The following is a 24,333-nucleotide window of genomic DNA, read 5'->3' as shown; positions in this document are numbered from 1 at the left end:
AGTATCGCTGCTGAAATGGGCAATGAAGATGCAATTTCGTTTAAGAAAAGCATAGAAGAAGCCGCTCAAAAATGAGTTCAGAAAGTAAAAAAGTAGCCACCGATAGTTAATGTGTACTAGCTTAGTTCTGATCTGACAGCTCCCAGCTTTCGGTGCTAGCCCCAATTTATTAGGGCTTTTTCTTGTCTGAAACAGGGCAATGTGATCAGTGGTCTGAGCTGTCGTTGCCAGTAGAAGCGCTCAGTGTCTGCCGGCAGATGGTGCAATATGGGCCAGTGCAGCTAAGTTCAATAGTGCATGGGCCCCGTACTGTTGGGGCCCTTCCTGTAACTTGATTTCTGCTGTTTGGCCGAAGCGTATCGTGCTTACCCACAGTTGGAGCGATCTGAGCCTGAGCTGCTACTGGTGTAATTGACCGATGCTAGTCTTGCCACTCACTATGCAGCGCTGTTAGTGGTTCTTAAAATATCCGGATGTTGTAAAAGTACATGTCATAACCATGGCCTGAAAAAGGCTACTCTTATTTGTCAGCTTATGGTTATATTTTATGTCAGGTTATGGTTACATCTTTTGGCTAAGTGATTGAAAGCTGGAGGCTGCCTATGTCAGCTTATGCTTCCAGCGACAAGAGTGACAAATGTCCTGTTATTCGTTTAGTTATTCGTTTAGGATGCCCTGATATTCTGCTTGAATTTTAGGTATACGGATATATGGAAACTTATTTTGAGACGATAGTAGAGATTGATGGCTTTAGTTTTTTTATATATATTGCCGTCCTAGTATTCGCTTTGTTGTCATATAATAAGGCGAAGTCAGTATATGACTCAAATTTTGCCAAGTATTTTAATGTTAAGTATGGCTTTTTTGTTATAGTGTTGTCTGTTTATGTGTGCTTTAACATTATTTCTATGTATCAGGTTTACAAGCTTGAAAAAGAGCTTCCTAGTAAGCGTGTCGAGTCAGTAGAAGGTGAGGTAAGAGAATATTCATCAGAGAAAGTAGCTAGTAGAGAAGAGTCTTTTATTGTTGGTGGTGTCAAATTTGAGTATAACGATGTGAGTACCCCAAAGTATTTTTTTGCGAATAGGAAAAGGGGAGATGGAGTTATTTCAGATGGTAGGTTAGTTAAGGTTTACTATTTTTCAGAAGGAAAGAAGAAAAATATTGTTAAGGTGGAGGTCGAGAGGTGAAAAATAAACCATCCATCGTTAATGGCAATGATGCCCACCTTCTACTTGGCTTTGATTTAGCATTAAACAAGGAAGTTATAATGCCGCGCTCTCGTAGAACCCAGATAGGCTGAATTAGTTCTGACCAGATCTGACTGCTCCCTTGTTTTTGGTGCCTGCCCCATTTAATAGGGGCTTTTTCTTGTCTGAAACAGGGCAATGTGACCAGTAGTGTGAGCACTGCTTGCCATTAGAAGCGGTCAGTGGCTGCCAGCAGGTGGGCAATCCGGGACTGCGCCGCTACTAAGCTAAATTGTATAAGCCCGTATTATCGGGGTCCCCCTTCCTGTAACTTGATTTCTGCTGTGTGGCCGAAGCGTATCGTGCTTACCCACAGTTGGAGCGATTTGAGCCTGAGCTTTTACTGGTGTACGTGATCGGTGTTATTTCTTGCCACTCACTATGCAGCGTTGTCAGTGGATCTTAAAATATCCGGGTGTTGTAAAAGTACATGCCATAACCATGCCTGAACAAGGCTACTCTTATTTGTCAGCTTATGGTTATATTTTATGTCAGGATATGGTTATATCTTTGTGCTAAGTGATTGAAAGCTAGAAGCAGACTATGTCAGCTTATGCTTCTAGCGACAGCGAAATCATCTAAAGACCTTTTCAGAAGGCCAGGGTTTGAGGTCGGGGCTGTAAATGCTAATACTTGTGGATTAGCTAAGGTGAGGTGGTACACCCTAAATGGTGGAAAGCTCGAGTATAAAGATGAGAAGAGATTTGACTGCTGGAAATGAGGTTTGTCATTTATAACTAGGCTTAATTATATTTAAGTCACTATAACATAGGTGTTTTTCTTATTTGCAATCTGGCTCATGCAACTTGACGAAGTGCTCAGTGCTTGCTTGGAAGGTAATGTTCTGCTGTGCCGCCAGTTGGGGTGACAAGTACAATCGATAGTTGCTAGTTTGTTTAGCGACATCTTCAAGTTTTAACGATCTCAGATCTACTAAAAGCAAATGGTGCGACCATGAGCGTCAAAGGAGGCTTTTATTGGTCAGCTAATGGTTATCTTTTATGTTAGGTTATGGTCGGCGGTGGTTGTGCATTAAGTGCGATATTTTCCCTGTGGACAAAGAGTCTTAAAGATGAGCAAGTATTGGCTGTTATTGGTATTAGCTTTCGGTATCGAGAGCGTCGGTTTTAGTTCCGTGGCAGAAGAGATTCACGAGAATGCAGATGAGATAGTGCTAGATTTTTTAGCTGATCTTGCACAAGTTCAGGTCGAGGAAGGCGAGATTATTTCAAATAAAATAAATAGTATTTATAAAAGTTCACATTGGGTTGATGTTTCCCAAGATGATATGCGCAAAGTAGACATCTCTTTGGTCAACGCGCCATTTTTAATCTTAGCAGATCTGAATGGCGGGAAGGTTATACAATCCAAGGTTGTTGATAAATATGCATGTGTATTTGTCGCAAATAAAGCTGTTATTGGTGGTTTTTCTTTAGTATATGAAGATGGATGGAAGTTTATGGCTCCATCTGTTTATTGGGAAGACCAGAAGCTTTCGAAAGAGTGTTTAGCATTGAAGTTTGAATTAGGTGTAACGGATAAGGAATTTATTACTTTAAAGGAATGAGTGTGGCTTAATAGCTTGCCAGGGATTATAGCTGAGGAAGGAGCGTATGAAAAATTATCTATATGCTGTTATGTTTTTCTATTTAATCACTATCACTGCTCATGCTGAAGATGGAGGGATTACTTTAGACTTGAAGGAGGGTGTAGTATTAGTCACCTTTTGAGAAGTTAAACCTATTTACTCTGATTAACATATTATGGTTAAGTTCATTCGATACTTGTTATCGCGTGCAGCAGAAACCTGATCTCGACGGTGTCAAACCCAGCACCCGCATCGAAACTAACAGGAACCCCCTTTAACGTCTGCGTTAAGGCCGCGATGAAGAGTGAGTCGTGCTGCTCACCCAGTTGTTAGCCTGCTTATCTTGTGATGTGATAGGGCTGTCACGCTCGCTGCAAATGAGGGTTTTCGACGTGATTACTAGCAAGAGTGTCAAGGAGTGTGGGATGATCAGGGTGAATGTGTTTGGCAGGTCGATGTCGGTGCGGCGCGTGGGTGGTGAGTGGCAGCTGTTTAGTGAGTCACAAACCGGGATGCGCAGCCGTGTCTATGAGGTGGTGATCCCACCAGAGCTGACGGAAGCTCAGTTGCTAAGTTATTTGGATGATATCTATCACGAACAAGCTAGCGTCCAGCACCCAGAAGTCAGGCTAGAGAGCAAATAGCGAGTTGGAGAGCCAGAAAGATGATAAGACGTTTGATGGATTACCTCAGACTTTTGCTGTTTGTTTGCGGCGTGCTGCTCGGGGTACAGGTTCCCGCTTTTGTTGACCAATATGGGCAACGTTTGCAAGCACATACCATAGAGGCCAAGCATAGCTTAGCGGAGTTTCAGCGTGATGCCGACCGTTTCTTTGATGGTGATATAGAAAAGCTGATTAGCCATTACCAACAAAACCCCGATGCGGTGATTAATGCGGGCGGTGAGAGTATTCATACAATTTACCTACGCTATCAACACTTAGACAGTGCGCTCAAGCAGTTTAATCAAACCGCCTACAGTGGCTTTCGGCAGGTGGCATTTGAGCCGTTAGCGGATATACGGAGCGAAGCGTGGCACAACTTTACCCACACTATTATGCTCGACAGCCGTGCGATGACTATTGGCTTAATGCTTGGGCTTTTACTGGCTATGCTGTGTGAATTGCTTTTGGTGGGCGCGGGTAAGTGTTGCGTGAGCGTGTATCGAGGCGTATTCAAGCCTAACGCCACCATCGAGGGTTAAAACAGAGAGTATCCACATGGTTAGTCAGTGTTTGTGGGGTTCATTTAGGGCTATGCTGTAACCCATTATTGATAATGTTACGTTAAGGATTGAGCAATGATCGAACAAGGACAAAAATTACCCGCCGCTACTTTAGGTCAGCTGACTGCAGATGGCATGGTCAACCATGATGTGAACGAACTGTTTGCCAATAAAAAGGTGGTGCTGTTTGCCGTGCCTGGCGCCTTTACCCCTACCTGCTCAGAAGCACACTTACCTGGTTTCGTGGTGCTTGCCGATGAATTTAAGGCCAAAGGGGTGGATATTATTGCCTGCGTATCGGTTAACGATGCCTTTGTGATGAAGGCGTGGGGCGACGCACAAAATGCCAGTGAGTTGATGATGTTAGCCGACGGCGATGCCAGTTTTACTAAGGCACTGGGGTTAGACATGGATACCGCCGGCTTTGGTGGGGTACGTTCACAGCGTTATGCTATGGTGATCGACAATGGCCTAGTCACGACCCTTAATGTTGAAGCGCCTAAAAGCTTTGAGGTCAGCAAGGCAGAAACCGTGCTGGCGGCGTTATAATTGGATTGATGTAAAAAAGGGAGTCTAGGCTCCCTTTTTTTATGGCGAATGCCTTAGAAAAAAGCCTTAGAAGTAATGCACATATTCCATAGCGACACGGTACAAGGTGTCTTCAAAACCTAACAGATCGACTTCGTAATCGCGGCTGATATATTGGCTAGTGAAGTGAAGCAAATTGTTCTCGTTGGCTAGTGGTGTCACCACGCCAAACGTGACTCGATCCATGGTGTAGAACTTATTAGCATCATAGGCCCAACGCCCATCGTAGCGGCTATAGTTGGCGATAAGCTGAACACCAGTGTGGCCAAAGGTATAGCTGTTTTTCCACTCAAAAAAGTAGCCCATGCCTTGGCGTCCAAGCATCTCTTCGCCTTGTCCCATCTCTTCGCGTGGCCAATCGTCATCTTTCTCCTCGTGGCTATAAGCTAGACCAAGGATGATGCCAACATCGTAGAAGTTGTTTTGGCCAAAGTGACGATCCAGTGACAGGCCTGCAACGGCCAGTTGCTCAAACTCTTCTAGCTGCTGACTATTGTAGTGACCTTCGTAGCGGGCATGTATGCTAAGCAGGTACTCATTGTCTTGACCAAAGCTAGTGAAAGGGCGTTGATAGTTAAATTTGAGATCGGCAGAGTTACGAAATCTGTCTTCATCATATTTTTCAGAGTCGCGTTCATAGTAGTAAGTACCACGCACTCGAAAGTAGTTTTGATCGAGTTGATAGCTGTTGTTGTATCTGAGGTCATCCCAAATCAATGATATGCCACCGCCGCGTGACATTGAGCTAAATTCTGAATCTGGATAGGATTCGAGACCTGCAATAATCGACGCTGCAAAAGGTGATTGTTCAGTTGAGGCAAATGCGGTGGTGCTCAAGCCTGCGAGAAGAAGGCTAGCAAAGAGTTGAGTGATTTTCATAAGGGATCCATCCGATGCAATTGTTATGATCATGCGATGATTATTCAAGCATATTAACACACTGCACGTTTAACATCAGGTGAGATTACGCTGCCTGAATTAATCTACTTTCATCTTTATTAACAATGCCTAAACTAGATTCGATGTCATCGACGCCTTGGGCTACTTCATTGGCGATCACCTCGCTTTGCGCTGCCGTTTGCAGCGCGTGGCGTTTAAGGCTCTCCATCGCCGTGGATAGGGCGTCTAAATGGTGCACTTGGTTGGTGCTATAGTCGCTGCCCTGTTTGGCCGTTTCTGTCATCTGTTGTGCTTGTTGCTGCACCGTTTGGGTAACCTGCCACAGAGTTTGTGCGCCTTGGGTCTGTTTTTGACTGGCATTTTCAATGCCTTTGACGCTGTTTTCTAGCTCACCGTTGGCGTGAGTTAACTGGCTCAGAATGGCCATGATCTCTTTGAGAGAGATTTGGGTGCGTAGAGACAAACTGCGTACCTCATCGGCCACCACGGCAAAACCACGCCCCTGCTCACCTGCTCTGGCGGCTTCGATGGCTGCATTAAGGGCGAGTAAGTTGGTTTGTTCTGCGATGTTGCCAATGACGTCAATAATGGTTGATACATCACTGACCGAAGTACTTAAGCTTTGCAATGAGGTATGACATAGGTTTACCGCATGTTGGGTTTCTTCGGCTGCATACAATACCGCTTTGACCTCGGTTTGACTCGCCAACATCTGTTGCAGCGTTTGCTGCGCGTTGTTCTCCACTTGCCCAGAGAGCTGGCTAACATCACGGGCTAATGTGCGGACCTCTTCTGTTTGTGATTGGGCGGTGTCGACAATGCTCACTGTGGTGTCACTGCCTTGAGTTAGCTGAGTGATTCGCTGCACCAGCTGTGATAACGAAGCTGAAATAGCAGCAATTTTTGAACGCTGGTTTTTATCTTCAGTTTCAAATCGATCAAGCAGATTGTTGAAGTGTCCGGCGATTTGTCCCGTTTCACAGCGTCGTTGTATGGTTAAGCGGTCACGGTTATTTGATTCGCTCAAACGCATAAAGGCCGTGTTTAAATGTTTGAGTGGCTTAACCACGCGCTGTTGTTGTAGCAGCAGATAGACTAAGGCAAAAAAGGCGAGTAGGCTCACGACCGTATATAAGATGTGTTGTAGGTTTTGTTTGAGGTGCTGATTTTGAGCCTGTTGAGCCAAACCTAGAGTGAGTAGTTGCTGTTCTATATCGGTAATGGCAGCCATCATGGCGGCTTGCGCGTGTTGGTTGCTTAGCAATAGATTATCGGTATTAGCGACCTCTTTGCGATAGCGGGTGGTTAACGAGAGCAGCTCCGAGTAGTCGTTCTCGCCGATTTCAATCTGTTCTTCCTCTTCATCGCCTAAGGCAAATTCATCGGCGGCGACGATTTCGTATAGACCCAATAGTGGCAAATTGGCCAGCTTGTCATGCCATGCCTCCAGTTGGTCAAGTTGCGTGCTTAATAGTGATTTTAAGCGTTGGTCTTTAGCTATTAAGTAGCCATCAGTGAGTTGAGAAAGTTGGTATACCAAAGGCGGTAGTTCGCGTGTTAGTGCCAGATATTGCAGGGCTAATTTGGGGTGTTGCTTAAGGCCTAAGTTGGCGTATTCGGCTAGTTGCTGATTGATGCTGAGCATCTCAGATTCCGCATGGGCAAGTAGCTGGCGAGGGTTACCAGCCAACTTGCCTGCCGCGCGAAATTGGCTATCAAGGTGGCTGATAAACTGTGCGATAGATTGTGAGAGTTGTACCGCGTCTTGATGAGATATTTGGCCGATCTGCTGTTGAATGTCACTCAGCTGGAGTTTGGCATCATTGAGTTGTTGGCTGTTACCTGAAGTTAAATAGCCTTCGAGTTGGCGCCTTATCTCCACTAAAAAACGTTGCTGCGCCACAGACAATAAAGCGGTTTCCTGCTCTATGAGTTGCCGTTGTTGATTACTCCATATAACCACGGATGCCAGTAAAGCTGCCAGCAGTAATAGTGTGGCTGAAGCCCACAGCGATAACGTTGAAATTTTCATCATGACGCGCCAAGTTCCATTTTGCGCCAGCGTATTACGTCAAGGTTGCAGTTTAATGACAAGGCACAGCTTGTCATGTTGACAGCTAGGTTAGGTTTAGCTCGCCATCGCTTTGCGCTTTATGCTATCGGGTATAAAAACGTAACCTAGACCCCATACCGTTTGGATAAAGTCTGGGTTCGTGGAGTCTATTTCAATAAGGCGTCGCAGGCGTGAGATCTGCACATCGATAGCGCGATTGGAGCATAGGTGTTCGCGGCCACGGGTCAAGGACGCCAACTTTTCTCGAGACAGCGGCTCGGTGGGATGTTTAGCAAAAACTTGCATGATGGCAAACTCACTACTGGTTAGTGCTATGACGTTTTTGCCGCGATACATCTTGCGAGTAGAGAGGTTGAGAGTGAACTCACCAAAATGGATCTCGTCGCTATTTTGCTTCGGAGTCAGGTTAACCCTAGGTGCTTTTCGGCGGATCACCGCGTGGATTCGTGCCAGTAATTCACGTTGATTGCAGGGCTGCGGTAAAAAGTCATCGGCACCAATCTCCAAGCCTATGATGCGATCGATTTCATCACACTGGTTAGATTTGAGGACGATGGGAATATTGTTGTTGGCTTGTCGGAGTCGGCGACAGATAGCCAGCCCATCTTCACCATTGAGTTTGAGTTCGAGCAGTAATAAATGAAACGTGTCTTGTTCCAGCATACTGTCCATCTGTTTTCCATTGCTGGCACAAAAGACTTCAACACCTTGCTGGGTAAGATAAGCGCTAATCTCTGTTCTCGTATCGATATCGCCATCGACGATCAATACCTTAGATGATAACTCTACCATAAAGCATTCCTTTGTAATGGTCCGCAACTGCTTGCGTGATGCAAGTCATTCCTGATTGACTTGCATTGTGACTGATATCTCTATGTCATAGTTATGCCATGTGTAATGAGATATTAGTGTTGTAACATTTAGCAACGGGTAAATCAATAAGTCATTATTTAACAGGTGATTAGCGTTTGCTTATTCCTTTATAACTTATTCTAGGGGTAACCAAACTTGTGCGTGCAAACCACCTTCTTGGCGGTTGGTCAGTACCACCTTCCCCTGATGACGATCGACAATCCGTTTGATTATCGCAAGGCCTAAACCTGAGCCAACACTGCCACGGGCGGTATCACCTTGAGTAAATGGCTGGAATAGATTGGGGATTTGCGCGCTTGGTATGCCGGGGCCATTATCTTCAACGCTAAAGCCGACTCGGCGTCCATCGTAGTAGGAACTGAGTTTGATCCAGCCATCACCATAACGGAAGGCATTTTCCACTAAGTTACTTAAAATGCGTTTAATGGCAACCGCTTGCATCGGGATCTCGGGGCAGTCAGCTAATTCAACAACTATCTGCCCCTCTCGGTTTGCTTCAGCTTGTGCCACATCTTCAATGAGTGCGTTGATCTGTCCCTGTTCACGTACGCTCTCCTGATCTTGCCTGATGTAGGCAATAAACTGATTGATAATGGCGTCCATATCTTCGATGTCATGGACTATGCCATCTTTTAGATACTGGTCTTCCTCAACCATCATCTCTGATGCTAAGCGAATACGGGTGAGAGGGGTGCGCAGATCATGGGAGATGCCAGCCATTAACAGTGCGCGGTCTTGCTCTAACTGCTGCATGCTCAGAGACATCTGATTGAAGGCATTGGTCACTTCGATAATTTCAGTAGAGCCACTGGCTGGGAGCGGTTCTGGGTAGTCCCCGCGAGAAACGGATATGGCGGCACGTTGTAGCCGTTTGAGTGGCTTATTTTGCTTGCGAGCAAACCACCAACCGCCCGCGACACTGAGCGCGCCAATGACCATTAAATAAAGGGTAAGCGGCGATAAGCCAAATTCGTTAAACCCAGTGAGGGGAACCTTTATCCATACAGAGGGCGCCTGCGGGGGACGGATCCAAATTTCAAACTCTTTCCCCTGAGCGATGCGAACTTCAGCTTTTCCACCTAAGTGCTCCGACATTTGTGCTGACAGCAAGCTGTAATAAGTGGCACGTTCAATACCCGCTTCACGGGCTTGCTTGAGGTTGTAGATCTCCATGCCGTCGTCACGCACTTTTGCATTCAGCGCATCGACCATGGTTAAGTGCTCGCGGCCTACATCGATGCCATCGACAAACAGTAGCTTAACTTGGCGGGCAATCAGTTGGTTTATTTGTTGATAGGTAGGCTGAATAAAATAGACTGCCACCGAAAGGTAGGAGACCAGCTGATTCACCAGCAACAAAGAGCCAATCAGTAATACTGTTTGGCTAAATGCGCTGCGTGGCAGAAATCGTTTTAACCACTTCATTTATCGCGTTCCGACGCCTATTGGACGATGTGATTATCGACGTGCGGCACCATCTGGCACAAACACATAGCCGAGTCCCCAAACCGTTTGAATATAGCGAGGGTTAGCAGCATCTTTTTCGATAAGTCGGCGTAGACGTGAAACTTGCACATCGATGGAGCGTTCGAGCGCAGAGTAGTCGCGGCCACGAGCAAGGTTCATTAATTTGTCGCGCGAGAGTGGTTCTCTAGGGTGGCTCACCAAGACCTTAAGCACGGCAAATTCGCCACTGGTCAAAGAGATCGCCTCTTCACCATGGTACATTTCGCGAGTCGCTAAGTTGAGGGTAAATTCGCCGAAACTTATCTCCTCCTCTTGTTGGGTCGGTGCACCAGGAACTTCAGGGGATTGACGACGCATAACCGCTTTGATTCTGGCCAATAGCTCTCGGGGATTAAAGGGTTTCGGCAGATAATCATCGGCGCCCAACTCTAAGCCAATAATTCGGTCTACTTCGTCACCTTTGGCGGTTAGCATAACAATGGGAATAGTGTTGCCATTTTGACGTAAGCGGCGACAGATAGATAAACCATCCTCGCCAGGCAACATGAGATCTAATACCAGTAAGTGAAAGTTTTCACGTTCGAGTAATCTATCCATCTGCTCGGCATTAGCGGCACTTCGAACCTGATAACCCTGTTCCATCAGGTAACGCTCTAGTAAGGCTCTGAGCCTCATATCATCATCGACGACGAGAATCTTAGAGGTTTCTTGTCCCATGCTTTTTATCCCTTATTTCAGTGCGAGAGGCCAATAAAAGCCCCTCCAACTTGCTGATATTCATTATTAATTTTATATGCTCACTTAATATAGCTGTTTTGCCGCTTAAAAGACTAGCGCAACTTTTTGTTAGCGAGGCAAATGAAACAAATTTTACATCCTGATGCATTATTTAATGCACTGAAAATTATAGCTTATTATCTAAATGTTTCCTGATAAAAGCTAAATTGTAACTAAATCGGAATTGAATAAACCGATTGAAAATCGTGACTTGAAATTGAGTCTGCTCAGGTTAGCGGGGGATTCGCCTGCTATTGCACCGCTAAGCTATTGTCTTTATCAGTGTGCTATAGGTATTATCTGGCCACGAATGGCAAGCAATACCGCTGCAATGCAAGAGAGTCATGTCAGAAAATACTAAAGCTATGCTGATCACCCGTGAAGGGTGGCAAACGCTCGACAGAGAGCTGAAATACTTGTGGAAAGAGTACCGCCCTGAGATCACTAAAAAGGTCCAAGAAGCGGCAGCGCAGGGTGACCGTAGTGAAAATGCGGATTACACCTATAACAAGCGGCTACTAAGACAAATTGACAGCCGGGTGCGTTACTTGGTCAAACGAGTAGAGGATTTACAGATTGTTGATTATTCGCCTCAGCAAGAGGGGAAAGTGTTTTTTGGTGCTTGGGTGGAGTTAGAAAACGAAGCCGGTGATCTGGTTCGTTATCGCATTGTGGGTAAAGATGAGCTGGACACTAAGCTTGGTTATATCACTATTGATTCTCCAATGGCTCGCGCTTTGATTGGCAAACAAGTTGACGACGAAGTCGTGGTGAGAACGCCTGCTGGCAACAAAGAGTGGTACGTCAATAAGATTCAATATAAGGCCTTTGACACCTAAGCCACTTATTTTTTTACTTATATAGTCTTTCGCTTTGGGCTTAATAGCGCTCGGCCATTGATGTTGAGCAGGGCAGACGGCATTAGGTCGAAGTGCCGCCTCTTATCAAGCCAGCGACGCAGAGCAAAACCTGCAAAAGCTCAAGGGTCGCACAAGTTTTCGAAACTGGTTGACGAAAAGTGGCAGCAATGTTGCCTTAAAGCGGTCGCTATCATTGATAACAGAAAGCCTGTATTAACAGGCTTTCATCATTTTTGAGAGGGCAATAGCGTACAACTTCGGCTATGCCTGTGTTATCTTTGGCGACACTGAAATCTATCAATCTAGGCATGACGTATTCTATGCACAATATTGCACAAATCATCGCTCAGGAACTCGACGTTCGCGAGCAGCAAGTGACCGCAACCATTACGCTATTGGATGACGGCGCAACAGTCCCTTTTGTGGCGCGCTATCGTAAGGAGGTCACAGGTGGTTTAGATGATACCCAGTTACGCACACTCTATAGTCGCTTGGGCTACCTGCGCGAACTCAATGATAGGCGCAAGGTGATTCTGTCTAGCATTGACACCCAAGGGAAGTTAACGCCCACATTACAGGCTGCCATTAATGGTGCCGACAGTAAAACACGTCTTGAAGATCTGTATCTTCCATTTAAGCCGAAGCGTCGCACTAAAGGTCAGATTGCGATTGAAGCGGGTATTGAGCCATTAGTCGATAGGTTATTGAGCGACCGCCAAGCCAATATTGAGGCTGTTGCCAGCGAGTTTATCAATAAAGCTGCCAGCTTTGATGATTACAAAGCCGTACTCGACGGCGCGCGCTTTATTCTGATGGAACGATTTGCCGAAGATGCAGAGTTGCTGCAAAAAGTACGTCGTCACCTAACGGGCTGCGCGGTACTGGAAAGCCGTTTAGTCAAAGGCAAAGAGAAAGAGGGAGCTAAGTTCAGAGATTACTTTGAACACACTGAAAAGTTGACTCAAATTCCATCGCATCGTGCATTAGCTATGCTGCGCGGTCGTAATGAAGGGGTGTTGAGTATCAGTATGAATGCCGACCCCGATACTGAGGCTAAACAGGGCAGTTATTGCGAAGTGATTATCGGTGAACACTTTAACCTCAAACTGACTGGTAGCGATGTTGATCAATGGCTTAAGCAGGTTGTGACTGCTACGTGGCGGATTAAAGTTGCGTTGCAGATGGAGACTGAATTTATTAGTAAGCTTAGAGAGCGTGCCGAATCTGAAGCGATAAACGTATTTGCGCGTAATTTGGGCGACCTGCTTATGGCGGCACCTGCGGGGGCTAAGGCGACATTAGGTTTAGATCCTGGCCTTCGTACTGGCGTGAAAGTGGCTATTGTTAATAACACGGGCAAGTTGGTGGCTCATTCCACTATTTTCCCTCACGCGCCACAAAATCAGTGGGAGAAATCACTGCGCACTCTGTCTAATCTAGTCAAAATGCACAAGGTTGAGCTGATTGCGATTGGTAATGGTACCGCCTCGCGTGAAACCGATAAGCTGGCCGGTGAGTTGATTGCCACTGTGAAAGCAGAGATGCCACACCTGACTAAGATCATGGTGAGCGAAGCGGGGGCATCGGTCTATTCGGCGTCTGAGTTAGCCGCGGAAGAGTTCCCTGAGTTGGATGTCTCTATTAGAGGTGCGGTGTCTATCGCACGTCGCCTGCAAGACCCTTTGGCGGAGCTGGTTAAGATTGAGCCTAAATCAATTGGTGTGGGCCAATATCAGCATGATGTGAGCCAGAGTCAGTTGTCCCAGTCGCTTGAGGCCGTGGTCGAAGATTGCGTAAATGGCGTAGGTGTTGACTTGAATATGGCCTCAATGCCACTGCTGGCACAAGTGGCAGGATTAAATAAAACCTTAGCGCGTAATATCGTCGAGTATCGTGACCAGCATGGGCAATTCTCTAGTCGTAAGCAGCTGCTCAAGGTTGCCCGTCTCGGGCCGAAAGCGTTTGAACAAGCGGCGGGGTTCTTGCGTATTGCTGACGGTGATAACCCACTCGATGGCAGTGCTGTTCATCCTGAGGCTTATGCGTTGGTTGAATCTATTGCCAAGGCACAACAACAAGCCGTTGATAGTTTGATCGGCAACAGCGATCTCTTAAAACAAGTCGATGCCAAAGCCTTTGTTACAGAGGCGTTTGGTTTGCCAACTATTACCGATATCTTGGCTGAGCTAGATAAACCTGGACGCGATCCCCGTGGTGAGTTTAAAACCGCAGTATTTAAAGAGGGCGTGGAGGAGGTGAAGCACCTCAAGCCTGAAATGATCCTAGAAGGAGTGGTGACTAACGTGACTAATTTTGGTGCCTTTGTGGATGTTGGGGTGCATCAAGATGGGTTAGTGCATATCTCATCACTTACCGACAAGTTTGTTAGCGATCCCCATACCGTGGTTAAAGCGGGTGATGTGGTGAAAGTCAAAGTGATGGAAGTCGATGTTGAACGCAAGCGGATTAGCTTAAGTATGCGCCTCGATGAGAAGTTGTCAGATAAAGCCAATTTGCCAAGACCTGCCCAGAACAAAACTCATAAAGGTGGACAAGGTAAGCCGCAGAAGTCTTTTAACAAGCAAGCGAAGGCGCCAGCCAATGCGGCCATGGGCAATGCGTTTGCCGATGCATTCGCGAAATTGAAAAAGTAGGGCTGCCAGAAAAGTTAAAGCCGAGTCATGATGACTCGGCTTTTTTGTCTCTCATCGTGGTGAATGAGTCTTGTCCGTTCTTCTTTGTAGCTTTCCTTTTACAATTTTAGAACTTCTTGTTTGTTTTTATGTCAAACTGCCACAGACAGTAACATCAATAATAAAGTGCTCCATCTCGAGAGCGTAAAACAACAAATATATTGCTAGGAAAATCATGGGTAAATTAGCGTTCAGTTCTAAACTAGGGCCATTTCGTGCCATTGTTTATTTTGGCTTGATAGCATTTGCTATCACCACTTTAAGCCGTATTGGCTTAGGTGTTTGGCAGGCCGATCGGGTTGCAGCGGTTGATGGTTGGTCCCATCTGTTGATTCAAGGCTTGCGTGTCGACTTTGCGACACTGTGCTGGTTATGGGGTGTCGCGGCACTAGGCACCGCAATTTTTAGTGGCGATCACTTCGTTGGAAGACGTTGGAATCAGTTGCTGAGAGTCTGGCTGACCCTTGGGCTGTGGTTAATGGTTTTTTTGGAAATTTCAACGCCCTCGTTTATTGAAGAATATGGCTTACGTCCAAACCGTCTCTATATCGAATATTTAATCTATCCCAAAGAAGTTATCTCTATGCTTTGGGCTGGACGTAAAGGCGAGCTGCTTTTAGGTTTTCTGGTCAGTAGCGTCACCTTGTGGGGCGGCTGGAGATTAAGTGGCCACTTACTACGACATGTCACTCAGCCACGTTGGTTATGGCGCCCTGTTCTCGCACTGCTAGTGATTGTTATTACCTTATTAGGGGCCAGATCGAGTTTGGGGCATCGCCCGCTTAATCCCGCTATGGTTGCATTTGCCGATGATCCACTCGTTAATAGCTTGGTGATTAACTCCTCCTATTCACTGTTTTTTGCTATCGATCAGATGAGCAGTGAAGATAATGCCGCTAAGGTTTATGGCAAACTTGAGAAACAACTGATCATTGATACGGTTCGCAAGGAGAGTGGCCGTCCACCAGAGGCGTTTACCTCAGAGACCTTGCCGAGTGTGACGTACAACCCGGCGACTTATCAGGGCAAGCCAAAAAATCTAGTGATTATTTTACAAGAAAGCTTAGGGGCGCGTTTTGTGGGTCACCTCGGCGGCTTGCCTTTGACCCCAGAAATAGATGCATTAGCGCAACAAGGTTGGGCCTTTGACAACCTCTATGCCACCGGCACGCGTTCGGTACGTGGAATTGAAGCGGTTACCACTGGGTTTACCCCCACACCAGCGCGTTCGGTGGTCAAGCTAGGTAAAAGCCAAACTAATTTCTTTACTATTGCTGATCTGCTTAAGCAACGTGGCTATGAAACACAATTTGTTTATGGTGGCGAGAGTCATTTTGACAATATGAAGAGCTTTTTCTTAGGCAATGGCTTTAGCAATATTGTGGATGAAAAGAGTTATAAAAACCCAGAGTTTGTTGGTTCTTGGGGGGTATCGGATGAGGACTTAATGCGCCGTGCTAACCAAGAGTTTGAACAGTTCCATCAGCAAGGTAAGCCGTTTTTTAGCTTAGTGTTCAGTTCGAGTAATCATGATCCATTTGAGTTTCCTGATGACCGTATCTCTCTTTATGAAGAGCCAAAGCAGACACGTAATAATGCGGCTAAGTATGCGGACTACGCTGTGGGTGAGTTCTTTAGGTTAGCCAAGAATGCCAACTACTGGAAGGACACCATTTTTGTCATTGTGGCTGACCATGACAGCCGTGTGGGCGGTGCCGATTTGGTGCCGATATCACGCTTTAGGATCCCTGGTATTATCTTAGGTGATGGCATTACTCCTAAAAAGGATGAGCGAGTGGTTAGCCAGATCGATCTGGCCCCCACTTTACTGTCACTGATGGGCGTCTCGGCTAGCTATCCTATGTTGGGGTACGATTTAACTCAGGTTGCTGACGATTGGCCTGGGCGTGCGTTAATGCAGTATGACAAGAATATGGCCTATGTACGGGGAGATAATGTGGTGATCTTACAGCCTGATCGCGCCCCTTCTGGGTTTAAATATGATTTCGCTTCACAGAAGCTATCGCACAATGAGCAACCAGATGAGATGAAGCAGGCGGCACTGGCTTGGGCACTGTGGGGCAGCATGGCTTATCAACAACAACTCTATCAAACTCCACCGTTGGCACAGCCTACAGAGCAAACGACCTCGCCTTAGATAAAGGTCGATAACCCAGGTTCGCCCTTGGGGTGAGCCTGTTGCTGATAGAAGTGTGACACATGAGCGGCGACCGTCTCATAAAATGAATTGGATTGTTCTGGCTGCGCAGTCGGTGCCTTAGTTGGAACTGGGCGAGGTTCGGCTTGTGGGCTGCGAATATCTCGCCGTGCAAGTGCAGGTTTCATCATCAGTGGTCGAATGATGGCTGGTGCGGCTTGTTGCGCCTGATTTTGCTGCTGTTTACCCTCTTGCTGTTGTTGACCTGCTCCCTGCTGTTTGGCCTGCACCTTTTCATTGAGTTTTGCTTGAATATGGGCTTGATCGGCTGTGCGCTCATTTTGCGGATTGAATGAGCGTTCTTCATGGCTTTTAGCCAGTTGCGGGGCGGGGATGATTGGTGGTCGCTGCTGACTTTCTACCCGTGCAGAGTCTGTCGCGACATTAGTTGTCGCGATGGGAACCTGAGGATAGTTGGTGACCACTAACATAGTTTAACTCCAGCTGTAATGCTTAAATAATAAACAATTTTTCAACTAAGTTAAAGTGCTATCTCGGCAAGGCTGCCAGCCAATCAGTCAAGCCGGTCACAAATTCGCGTTTGTGTGAAAAAAATGGTGCATGAGAGGCTTTAGGCAATACCAGATCGCTAAAGGCTGCCTTAGTTGGCATCAATGGCTGTACTCGACGTGAGACCAACCCGTCTAAGCGTCCCCATACTCGAAACCAAGGCAGTGTTAGCTCATCGAGCTGCGGCCTTAAGTCGACATCTTTCAGCATGGTTAACCCTTGTTTTAACGCGATTGCATCAGGTAACGGTTTAGCCATCACCAGATCCCTGAGTTGCTTGATATCTTGCTTGGCAGTTTCACTGCCCATGGCTTGAATAGCCAAAAAACGTTCGACCATTTTGCCTAAGTCGCGGTCTAATTGGTCCCCAAATTGCCCTAAAACCTGTGGTGGAATACCTGGCCAGCCCTCATCATCTCGTGCCATAAAGCAGGGGGATGAAGCGATAGTCGCTAGCGCCGCGACCTGCTTGGGATAGCGCAGTGCTGCACGGGTGGCAACTAAGCCCCCTAGTGACCAACCTACCCATATTGCCTGTGACGGAACCTGAGCCATAATGTAATCAACCCAGGCATCTAGGTCTCCCTCTATGGCTGAGCTGTTGCCAAACCCAGGCAGATCCACATAGTGAATTTGGTAGTTGTGCATTACATCATGGAGCGGATTAAATACGGCACTGTTAACGCCCCAGCCATGGAGCATGACGATTGGTCGGCCTTGTCCTATAGTTTCAATATGCAAGGATTGCTGAGTCACTAAAATGCCCTTATCTAAATGGAATTTATCTTGGTGGAAACGTTGGCGACAACTGCCGCATGTTGTACACACCTTATTGCTCGCTAGTCTACCTAATCGGTGTTTGATCTGCCATCAGCAGGTGAACCCACCTCATCACGGTATCTGTCATATCTGCTTGACTGCTTGTCTCTATGCTGAGCCGACCTGTCTTGGCTGTGGGAGAGCCCTAGTGATACAGCGGCGCTATTGTGGATCTTGTATGGCAAGTGCCCCGTTAGTGGTTGTGGCGCCATGCAGCTATCACGATGGAGTGGGTGACTATGTTGCCGCGATGAAGTATCAAGGGCAATTTGCGATACTGCAAGCGTTAGTGATTGCTTTAATAGAGCGTCTTGAGGCGCTTGAAGCTGAAGGGATAGTCGAGCGGCCTCAAGTATTAATACCTGTGCCATTACATTCAAGCCGCTTACGTGATCGTGGGTTTAATCAAGCTTGGATTATTGCCAAGGCTTTGAGTCAGCGATTACAGATTCCGCTTGTCGATGATGCCGTAATGCGGGTGACTAATACCCGTCCACAGGCGGGATTAACCGGTAAACAGCGACGCAGAAACCTAGAGGGAGCTTTTGCATTAAAGCGTCACTTTCCCTACCAACGTGTGGCAATTATTGATGATGTGGTCACCACAGGAACTACAGCCAACGCGCTAGCTAAACTGTTTGAGTCGCGCTATATCCATGTACAAGTGTGGTGCCTCGCAAGGGCGGAAGCACCACATTTGCGTGATTAGCAGCGCGCTATCCCTAGGCTAGTAACCGTTACGTCGCCAGTTACGGTACTTGGTATGCACGCCGCGCGTAAAGGCTGAAGAGTACTCTTCTAGTAGATCGACACCATAAAGGATAGATACCACTATGAGTGAAAGTTTAATGGCTATCCAAGGATCGATCACGGCAATGCAGACACCAATGGCAGCCAAAGACCATATTGCTGCCGCAGAAGTGACGCCTACGACAACTCCCTCTTTTGCTAACATGACCCCTGCACCGAGGAAGCCGATTCCCGTCACCACTTGACCAATAATCCTTGAGGGATCAGACATGCTGGTGGCGACTGACATTGATGCGGTAATAAATATATAAGTACCCAATACAATTAACGATGAGGTTCTAATACCGACGGGTTTTCCGCGAAGTTGTCGTTCCAAACCGATAATAATACCGCAGGCAATAGCACAACCTAAAGACTCCCAGGTAAAAGGAGCGATTGTAAATAAGGTGTCAATATTCATGCCGGTAAAACCCTATAGAGTGATCAATATAACCGCTCACTGCACGGCTTTTTCGCGGTGAGATAGCGGGGAAATTTTCGGCGATTTTAGTTTAAAACATTTAGCTGTCAATAGGATTTTGAGTCGTTGGACTGCAATTACATTGACTGACTGTCATCGAAGATCTCTTCGATGGGCAGTTGAAACAATTTGGCTATTTTAAAGGCTAGCGGCAAACTGGGATCGTACTTATCTTTTTCTATCGCATTAATTGTTTGTCGTGAGACGTCGAGTTGGCCAGCAAGATCGGCCTGGGTCCAGTTGCGCTGAGTGCGCAATAGTTTGAGTTGATTCTTCATCCGTAACGTACTCTGCCTGAGATAATGCCTACCATATAAGTGATGGCGAGGGTGACGATTAAATAAGAGGCTTTGAGATCGGGAAGTATATTAGCGATGTCCAGTACCGAATATGATGAAAAGCCAACGATAGTCACGCCCACCGCTAACGCCAGTGCATCCAGCTGTATTTTGCGCTCCATCTCATCGAGTTGGGTTAAAAAGCGCTTGAAGGCCAGTGTCATCAAGATACCTATGCTGCTGTGCAGGATAAACAGGGTGGCAATTAACCAAGTGGCTGGTACCGGTGTTAGCTTTAATAGGTAAGTGGTCAACACTAAGCTCCCCGCCCACATTAGTGCCAAAAGGTTAACTTTGTTGGCATTTTTAATATCTTTGGCTGGCAGTCCTTTGGCACAAATTGCATCGAATATGTTTTTCATCATAACGTCCCTCTTAGTGGCTTTAAAAGTAAAGCTTATTTGACATTAAAGGTAGTGTTTAACTAAACTCATGTCAAGTGTGTTTTACATAAAGATTGGTTTGCTTTACATTTTTTGGTAGCAAAAGTAGCGTGGTATCTTAGCGGGAGAGCGGCAGCTTATTGTGGGAGTTATGCTGTGAGGAAACTGGGTGGACACGTATTCGCTAGCGTCCACCCAGTGTTTAGCTGTCATTATTTGCCTTGAGTATATTTATCCATGATGAGGGCACAGGCGGCGTCACCCGTGATATTGAGTGAGGTTCTGATCATGTCAAAGATACGGTCGAGTGCGAACAAAAGAGGTAAGCCATCGATGGGAATTCCTGCTGCAAGCAGTACTGCCACGACTAAAAACGAAGGGCCAGGTACACCCGCTTGGCCGATTGCCCCTAAGGTGGAAGTGAAAACAATCGCAGCATAGGCTGTAATCGAAAGATCGATGCCATACATTTGTGCAAAAAACATCGCGACTAGGCCGTAGTAGATAGCGTTACCACTCATGTTAATGGTTGCACCAAGCGGCAGCACAAAAGCAGCTGTGGCTTTAGAAACCTTGAGCTCGTTTTCGCAGGTTTCCATATTAACTGGCAGTGTTGCCATTGAGGAAGCCGTAGACAGCGCCATTACCTGAGGCTTTTTCATGGCAGAGATGAATTGCTTGGCACTGACCTTAGAAAATAGCTGCACTATCAGCGGAAAGAAGAGAAAGCCGTAAATTAAAATAGCTGCCACAAAGACGGCAAATAACTTAAACACTACTTCTAAGGCATCAAAGCCAAAGGTACCAACAGAGTCTGCCATCAGGCCAAATACCCCAATAGGTGCAATGATCATCACGCAGTTAATCATCCATACAAACGCATCGACGATGGTGTTAAGCGTTGCGAGGATGGGTTTAGCTCCGTCACCCTTTACTTTGGTGAGTGCGATACCAAAGAAGATACTAAATACCAATATTTGCAGTATGTTACCCCCGGTTAACGATTCGAACACATTGGTGGGGATCATGCCGATAAAGGTATCCATGACACCGGGTAGCGCACCATGTTCATTGGTGACCACCATCAAATTTTGACCCGAATGGGCGCTAAATTCTATGCCGCTACCAGGTTTAAATAGGTTACCCATGAACAATGCCAATGAGACTGCGATGCCTGAGGTGACAATAAAAAATCCAAACGTGCCGATACCGATTTTTCCAGCTGACGGGCTGTCGCCAAGACTTGCCGCACCAGAGATGATGGACACTAACACCAGCGGGATGACTAACATCTTGATTAGGTGAATGAAGATGGTGCCGAGTGGTGCAAAGATGCTGGCATCTTCCCCCATGATAAAGCCGACCAGAGCACCGATGATCATGGCGATCACCACCTGTACGCCGATATTGCGCATGAGTTTGTTCGTTTTATTCGCCACGTTGGCCTCTTAGTTAACTGAGCAGTGAATTGGGTAAAAGTATAGGGTTAAAGTTGATGACTTTGGCGGCGTTAAACTAGCATGTTGCCGATATAGAAATTGTGAATAGGTGCGGATCCTTCATTTAATTATGGTAAAGATCGGTTTTATGCTGAATTTATTATGCTATTGATAAAAAAATGGCGTCAAAAATAAAGATTGCTCAATATGCATGGTGCTTAAGGGGGAGGTATTATGGAATCGGCAAAAATGCTCTATTAATGGTCAAAAAATAGTGATCAAAAAAATCCCAACCAAGTAAACTTGATTGGGATTTATAACACTCGTTAACCTTGTTTCAGGTCATTTAGCCTTGATGTTGATTAAGAAGTTAAGCCTTAGGGCCTGCACTCTTAATTGCATCAGAAACATCGTATTTAACGAAATTTGCCGCAAACTCTTCTGCTAGTTGCTGGGCATACTTGTCATACTCTGCTTTGTCAGCCCAAGTGTTTACAGGATTCAGTAAGTTGCTATCAACACCTGAAATAGTCACAGGGACTTCGAGGTTAAGTTTGTCGATATGCACGGTCTCAACATCTTTCAACTCACCACTAACGATAGCATCGACAATTGCACGTGTAGTTGGGATATCGAAACGCTTACCCACACCATGTGGCCCCCCGGTCCAACCTGTATTCACTAGGTAAACCTGACTGCCAAACGATTCTATACGCTTCATAAGTAGTTCAGCGTAAACACCCGCTGGACGTGGGAAGAAAGGCGCGCCGAAACAGGTTGAGAAGGTAGACTGAATAGCTGAAGTTGACCCCATCTCAGTTGAACCGACTTTAGCTGTATAACCCGACAAAAAGTGGTAAGCCGCTTGCTCTTTGGTGAGCTTAGACACTGGTGGTAAGACACCAGATACATCACAGGTTAGGAATACCACTGCATTTGGCTCGGCGCCACGGTTTTCCTCTTTGCGTTGAGCGATATGCTCAAGCGGGTAAGCGGCACGGCTGTTTTCAGTTAGGTCAGTGTTGCTGTAATCAGGTACACGATTGTCATCCATGGTCACGTTTTCTAGCACGGTGCCAAAACGGATTGCATCCCAAATGACGGGCTCATTTTTCTGACTAAGGTCGATACATTTTGCGTAGCAACCGCCTTCGATATTAAATACGCCACCAGGTGCCCAACCATGTTCGTCATCACCGATAAGGAAACGCTTAGGATCGGCTGATAGGGTCGTTTTACCTGTGCCAGATAGACCGAAGAACAAGGTGGTGTCGCCATCAGTGCCTACGTTTGCCGAGCAATGCATTGGCAATACGCCCTTTGCTGGCAATAGGAAATTTTGCACTGAAAACATAGATTTTTTCATCTCGCCTGCATACTTCAAACCTGCGAGAAGCACTTTACGGTCGGCAAAGTTGATGATAACGGTTGCATCAGAGTGAGTGCCATCACGTGACGGGTCACAAGTGAAACCTGGTGCGTTCATGATCTGCCAGACAGGCTTGTTTGCCGCGTTAAACTGCTCTGGTACGATAAACAGGTTGCGGGCAAATAGCTGATGCCAAGCCGTCTCTGTGGTTACATTAATTGGCTGATAGTGCTCTATGTCGGCACCCACTTCTAGTTCAGAAACAAAGGTCTCTTTGTCTGAAAGATAGGTTTCAACTCGATCCCAAAGTGCGTTAAAGGCATTCATTTCAAATGGCTTATTTACTGGGCCCCAGTCGATATCATTTTCTGAGCTTGCTTCTTTGACGATAAATCTATCATTGGGTGAGCGGCCTGTGCGTTCACCGGTTTTTGCCACTAATGCACCATTCGCCGTTAGCTCTCCTTCGCCACGAGCGAGTGCAAACTCAATGAGTTGTGCTGTTGAGGGGTTTTTATGAGTTTGCTTAGATCCATCCGCCATCTGTAAGGTCTCCATCTTTTGAGTAGGTTAAGTTACCGGTCTATGCCAGCTTGTTATTGTTTTTTCTGCATGCTAGGAGCAGAGCCGTGATTGTAACGTAAGCGCAACGGAATGTGTGAGGAAGATCGTGAAATTAGCTAAAAAAAGAGGGTGCTCACAGGCACCCTCTTAATGGTCTAGTTTGACAGCGTCAATAATGGCGCGTCGTTACTGCTGGGTATCAGAGGTCGGAGCGTTATTAAATAAGGCTTCAACATCAATAGAATCAAAGCTATAGTTGCTGTTGCAATACTCGCATCCCATATCAATTTTGCCTTGTTCTGCCAAAATTGAGTCAAGTTCAGCTTTTGCGACCGTACGAAGTGCCTGACCGCTACGTTCACGCGAGCAGGTACAAGAAAACGTGACATCAATGGGATCGAACAGGCGAACCTCTTCTTGATGATACAAACGATGCAGTACCTCTGTGGCGTCAAGCTCAAACAACTCTTCAGCTTTAATGGTACTAGTGAGCTGCTCTAGGTGCTCGAACTCTGCATTGTGGTCGCTTTCACCTGGTAGCACTTGTAGCAACATCCCCGCGGCTTGCTTGCCGTTAGCAAATAAGCGAATCGCTGTGGGTAGCTGCTCTGATTGGGCAAAATATTGCTCTAAACATTCAGCTAAGGTGGGTTTGTCTAGTGCAACTACACCTTGGTAGCGCTCACCATTGGTGGGCGTTAGAGTGATCACCATGTGACCTTGACCCATGAGCTGAGCAATATCGGCATCGGCTGGAATATCACCATCCCAACGAGACACACCGCGCAACTGCTGCAGGTTGTTACCGTTAATCACTGCGAGTGATACTGGGCCAGTACCTTGTACCTGAACACTGATATCACCATCGAATTTCAATGTCGCGGTCAGCAGTGATGTTGCCGCCATCAACTCACCTAACAGGCCTTGGATTGCTGCTGGGTAAGTGTGGGCCGCAAGGATCTCTTGGTAGCTTTTTTCAAGTTGAACGATTTGACCGCGAACATCGGCATTGTCAAATAGGTAACGGTTTAATGTATCTTTACTCATTTCAGTCTCACGGTTACATTTTGTAGACGCCGATTTTTCAGCATCAATTAAATTGCTATATGGTGTTTAGTGGCCAATTTT

General features: G+C 46.4%; 22 protein-coding genes and 1 pseudogene. 10 read left to right on the top strand and 13 right to left on the bottom strand.

Annotated features, from left to right (window positions below):
* Positions 1-710: 710 nt before the first annotated feature.
* From L876_RS0110110 to L876_RS0110080, 5 genes are all read left to right on the top strand, one after another.
* Positions 711-1,190: a hypothetical protein gene (locus L876_RS0110110; protein ID WP_028763703.1), complete on the top strand. Its 480-nt coding sequence runs from the start codon at positions 711-713 to the stop codon at positions 1,188-1,190.
* 1,132 nt (positions 1,191-2,322) lie between these two features.
* Positions 2,323-2,817, top strand: coding sequence for a hypothetical protein (locus L876_RS0110100; protein WP_028763702.1), 495 nt, complete (start codon positions 2,323-2,325; stop codon positions 2,815-2,817).
* 446 nt (positions 2,818-3,263) lie between these two features.
* Complete coding sequence (locus L876_RS0110090) at positions 3,264-3,482, top strand: DUF7661 family protein (RefSeq protein ID WP_028763701.1); 219 nt, start codon at positions 3,264-3,266, stop codon at positions 3,480-3,482.
* A 20-nt stretch (positions 3,483-3,502) separates the two neighbouring features.
* Positions 3,503-4,042: a DUF2937 family protein gene (locus L876_RS21515; RefSeq protein ID WP_037428361.1), complete on the top strand. Its 540-nt coding sequence runs from the start codon at positions 3,503-3,505 to the stop codon at positions 4,040-4,042.
* Positions 4,043-4,138: 96 nt separating this feature from the next.
* Positions 4,139-4,612: a peroxiredoxin gene (locus tag L876_RS0110080; protein WP_028763700.1), complete on the top strand. Its 474-nt coding sequence runs from the start codon at positions 4,139-4,141 to the stop codon at positions 4,610-4,612.
* A 66-nt stretch (positions 4,613-4,678) separates the two neighbouring features.
* Here the strand turns inward: L876_RS0110080 and L876_RS0110075 are convergent, their stop codons facing one another.
* The 5 genes from L876_RS0110075 to ompR form a co-directional block, all read right to left on the bottom strand.
* Complete coding sequence (locus L876_RS0110075; protein ID WP_028763699.1) at positions 4,679-5,530, bottom strand: hypothetical protein; 852 nt, start codon at positions 5,528-5,530, stop codon at positions 4,679-4,681.
* An 85-nt stretch (positions 5,531-5,615) separates the two neighbouring features.
* Positions 5,616-7,583, bottom strand: a complete 1,968-nt coding sequence (locus L876_RS0110070) for a methyl-accepting chemotaxis protein (protein WP_028763698.1) — start codon at positions 7,581-7,583, stop codon at positions 5,616-5,618.
* Between the two features lie 96 nt (positions 7,584-7,679).
* Positions 7,680-8,417: a response regulator gene (locus L876_RS0110065; RefSeq protein ID WP_028763697.1), complete on the bottom strand. Its 738-nt coding sequence runs from the start codon at positions 8,415-8,417 to the stop codon at positions 7,680-7,682.
* Positions 8,418-8,612: 195 nt separating this feature from the next.
* Positions 8,613-9,923, bottom strand: coding sequence for a two-component system sensor histidine kinase EnvZ (gene envZ, locus L876_RS0110060; RefSeq protein WP_028763696.1), 1,311 nt, complete (start codon positions 9,921-9,923; stop codon positions 8,613-8,615).
* A 33-nt stretch (positions 9,924-9,956) separates the two neighbouring features.
* On the bottom strand, positions 9,957-10,682 hold the full coding sequence (gene ompR / locus L876_RS0110055; protein WP_028763695.1) for an osmolarity response regulator transcription factor OmpR: 726 nt from the start codon (positions 10,680-10,682) through the stop codon (positions 9,957-9,959).
* A gap of 404 nt (positions 10,683-11,086) precedes the next feature.
* On the opposite strand from ompR, the gene greB reads away from it, so the two are divergent.
* The 3 genes from greB (at position 11,087) to L876_RS21510 (ending at position 16,453) form a co-directional block, all read left to right on the top strand.
* Positions 11,087-11,581, top strand: coding sequence for a transcription elongation factor GreB (greB, locus tag L876_RS0110050; protein ID WP_028763694.1), 495 nt, complete (start codon positions 11,087-11,089; stop codon positions 11,579-11,581).
* Positions 11,582-11,910: 329 nt separating this feature from the next.
* Positions 11,911-14,256, top strand: a complete 2,346-nt coding sequence (locus tag L876_RS0110045; protein WP_028763693.1) for a Tex family protein — start codon at positions 11,911-11,913, stop codon at positions 14,254-14,256.
* Between the two features lie 214 nt (positions 14,257-14,470).
* On the top strand, positions 14,471-16,453 hold the full coding sequence (locus L876_RS21510) for an LTA synthase family protein (protein WP_051413066.1): 1,983 nt from the start codon (positions 14,471-14,473) through the stop codon (positions 16,451-16,453).
* Here the strand turns inward: L876_RS21510 and L876_RS0110035 are convergent.
* Positions 16,450-16,944 carry a hypothetical protein gene (locus tag L876_RS0110035; protein ID WP_028763692.1) on the bottom strand — a complete coding sequence of 165 codons (495 nt, stop codon included), beginning with the start codon at positions 16,942-16,944 and terminating at the stop codon, positions 16,450-16,452. The genes L876_RS21510 and L876_RS0110035 overlap by 4 nt on opposite strands.
* Before the next feature lie 58 nt (positions 16,945-17,002).
* Positions 17,003-17,779, bottom strand: a complete 777-nt coding sequence (gene bioH / locus L876_RS0110030; protein WP_028763691.1) for a pimeloyl-ACP methyl ester esterase BioH — start codon at positions 17,777-17,779, stop codon at positions 17,003-17,005.
* Between the two features lie 4 nt (positions 17,780-17,783).
* Here bioH and L876_RS23245 point away from each other — a divergent pair.
* Together L876_RS23245 and L876_RS0110025 are read left to right on the top strand one after the other, a co-directional pair.
* A pseudogene (locus L876_RS23245) lies at positions 17,784-18,011 on the top strand (double zinc ribbon domain-containing protein); the annotation flags it as partial.
* A 9-nt stretch (positions 18,012-18,020) separates the two neighbouring features.
* Positions 18,021-18,551, top strand: a complete 531-nt coding sequence (locus L876_RS0110025) for a ComF family protein (protein ID WP_345939979.1) — start codon at positions 18,021-18,023, stop codon at positions 18,549-18,551.
* A gap of 18 nt (positions 18,552-18,569) precedes the next feature.
* Here L876_RS0110025 and L876_RS0110020 read toward each other — a convergent pair whose 3' ends face one another.
* The 6 genes from L876_RS0110020 to hslO all read right to left on the bottom strand — a co-directional run bounded on the left by L876_RS0110020 (position 18,570) and on the right by hslO (position 24,252).
* Entirely contained in the window at positions 18,570-19,052 is a 483-nt protein-coding gene (locus tag L876_RS0110020) for an MgtC/SapB family protein (protein ID WP_028763689.1), read from the bottom strand.
* Positions 19,053-19,189: 137 nt separating this feature from the next.
* Positions 19,190-19,390, bottom strand: a complete 201-nt coding sequence (locus L876_RS0110015) for a helix-turn-helix transcriptional regulator (RefSeq protein WP_028763688.1) — start codon at positions 19,388-19,390, stop codon at positions 19,190-19,192.
* Entirely contained in the window at positions 19,387-19,812 is a 426-nt protein-coding gene (locus L876_RS0110010; RefSeq protein WP_028763687.1) for a hypothetical protein, read from the bottom strand. The genes L876_RS0110015 and L876_RS0110010 overlap by 4 nt, the downstream gene beginning before the upstream one ends.
* A 233-nt stretch (positions 19,813-20,045) precedes the next feature.
* Entirely contained in the window at positions 20,046-21,248 is a 1,203-nt protein-coding gene (locus L876_RS0110005) for a dicarboxylate/amino acid:cation symporter (protein WP_037428376.1), read from the bottom strand.
* A gap of 394 nt (positions 21,249-21,642) precedes the next feature.
* On the bottom strand, positions 21,643-23,184 hold the full coding sequence (locus L876_RS0110000; protein WP_028763685.1) for a phosphoenolpyruvate carboxykinase: 1,542 nt from the start codon (positions 23,182-23,184) through the stop codon (positions 21,643-21,645).
* Positions 23,185-23,391: 207 nt separating this feature from the next.
* On the bottom strand, positions 23,392-24,252 hold the full coding sequence (gene hslO, locus L876_RS0109995; protein WP_028763684.1) for an Hsp33 family molecular chaperone HslO: 861 nt from the start codon (positions 24,250-24,252) through the stop codon (positions 23,392-23,394).
* Positions 24,253-24,333 lie beyond the last annotated feature (81 nt).

The sequence above is a fragment of the Shewanella colwelliana ATCC 39565 genome (assembly GCF_000518705.1).
GTDB classification, from domain to species: domain Bacteria; phylum Pseudomonadota; class Gammaproteobacteria; order Enterobacterales; family Shewanellaceae; genus Shewanella; species Shewanella colwelliana.
The sequence above is the reverse complement of the archived record's forward strand: the minus strand, read 5'-3'. Positions and strand labels throughout refer to the sequence as shown.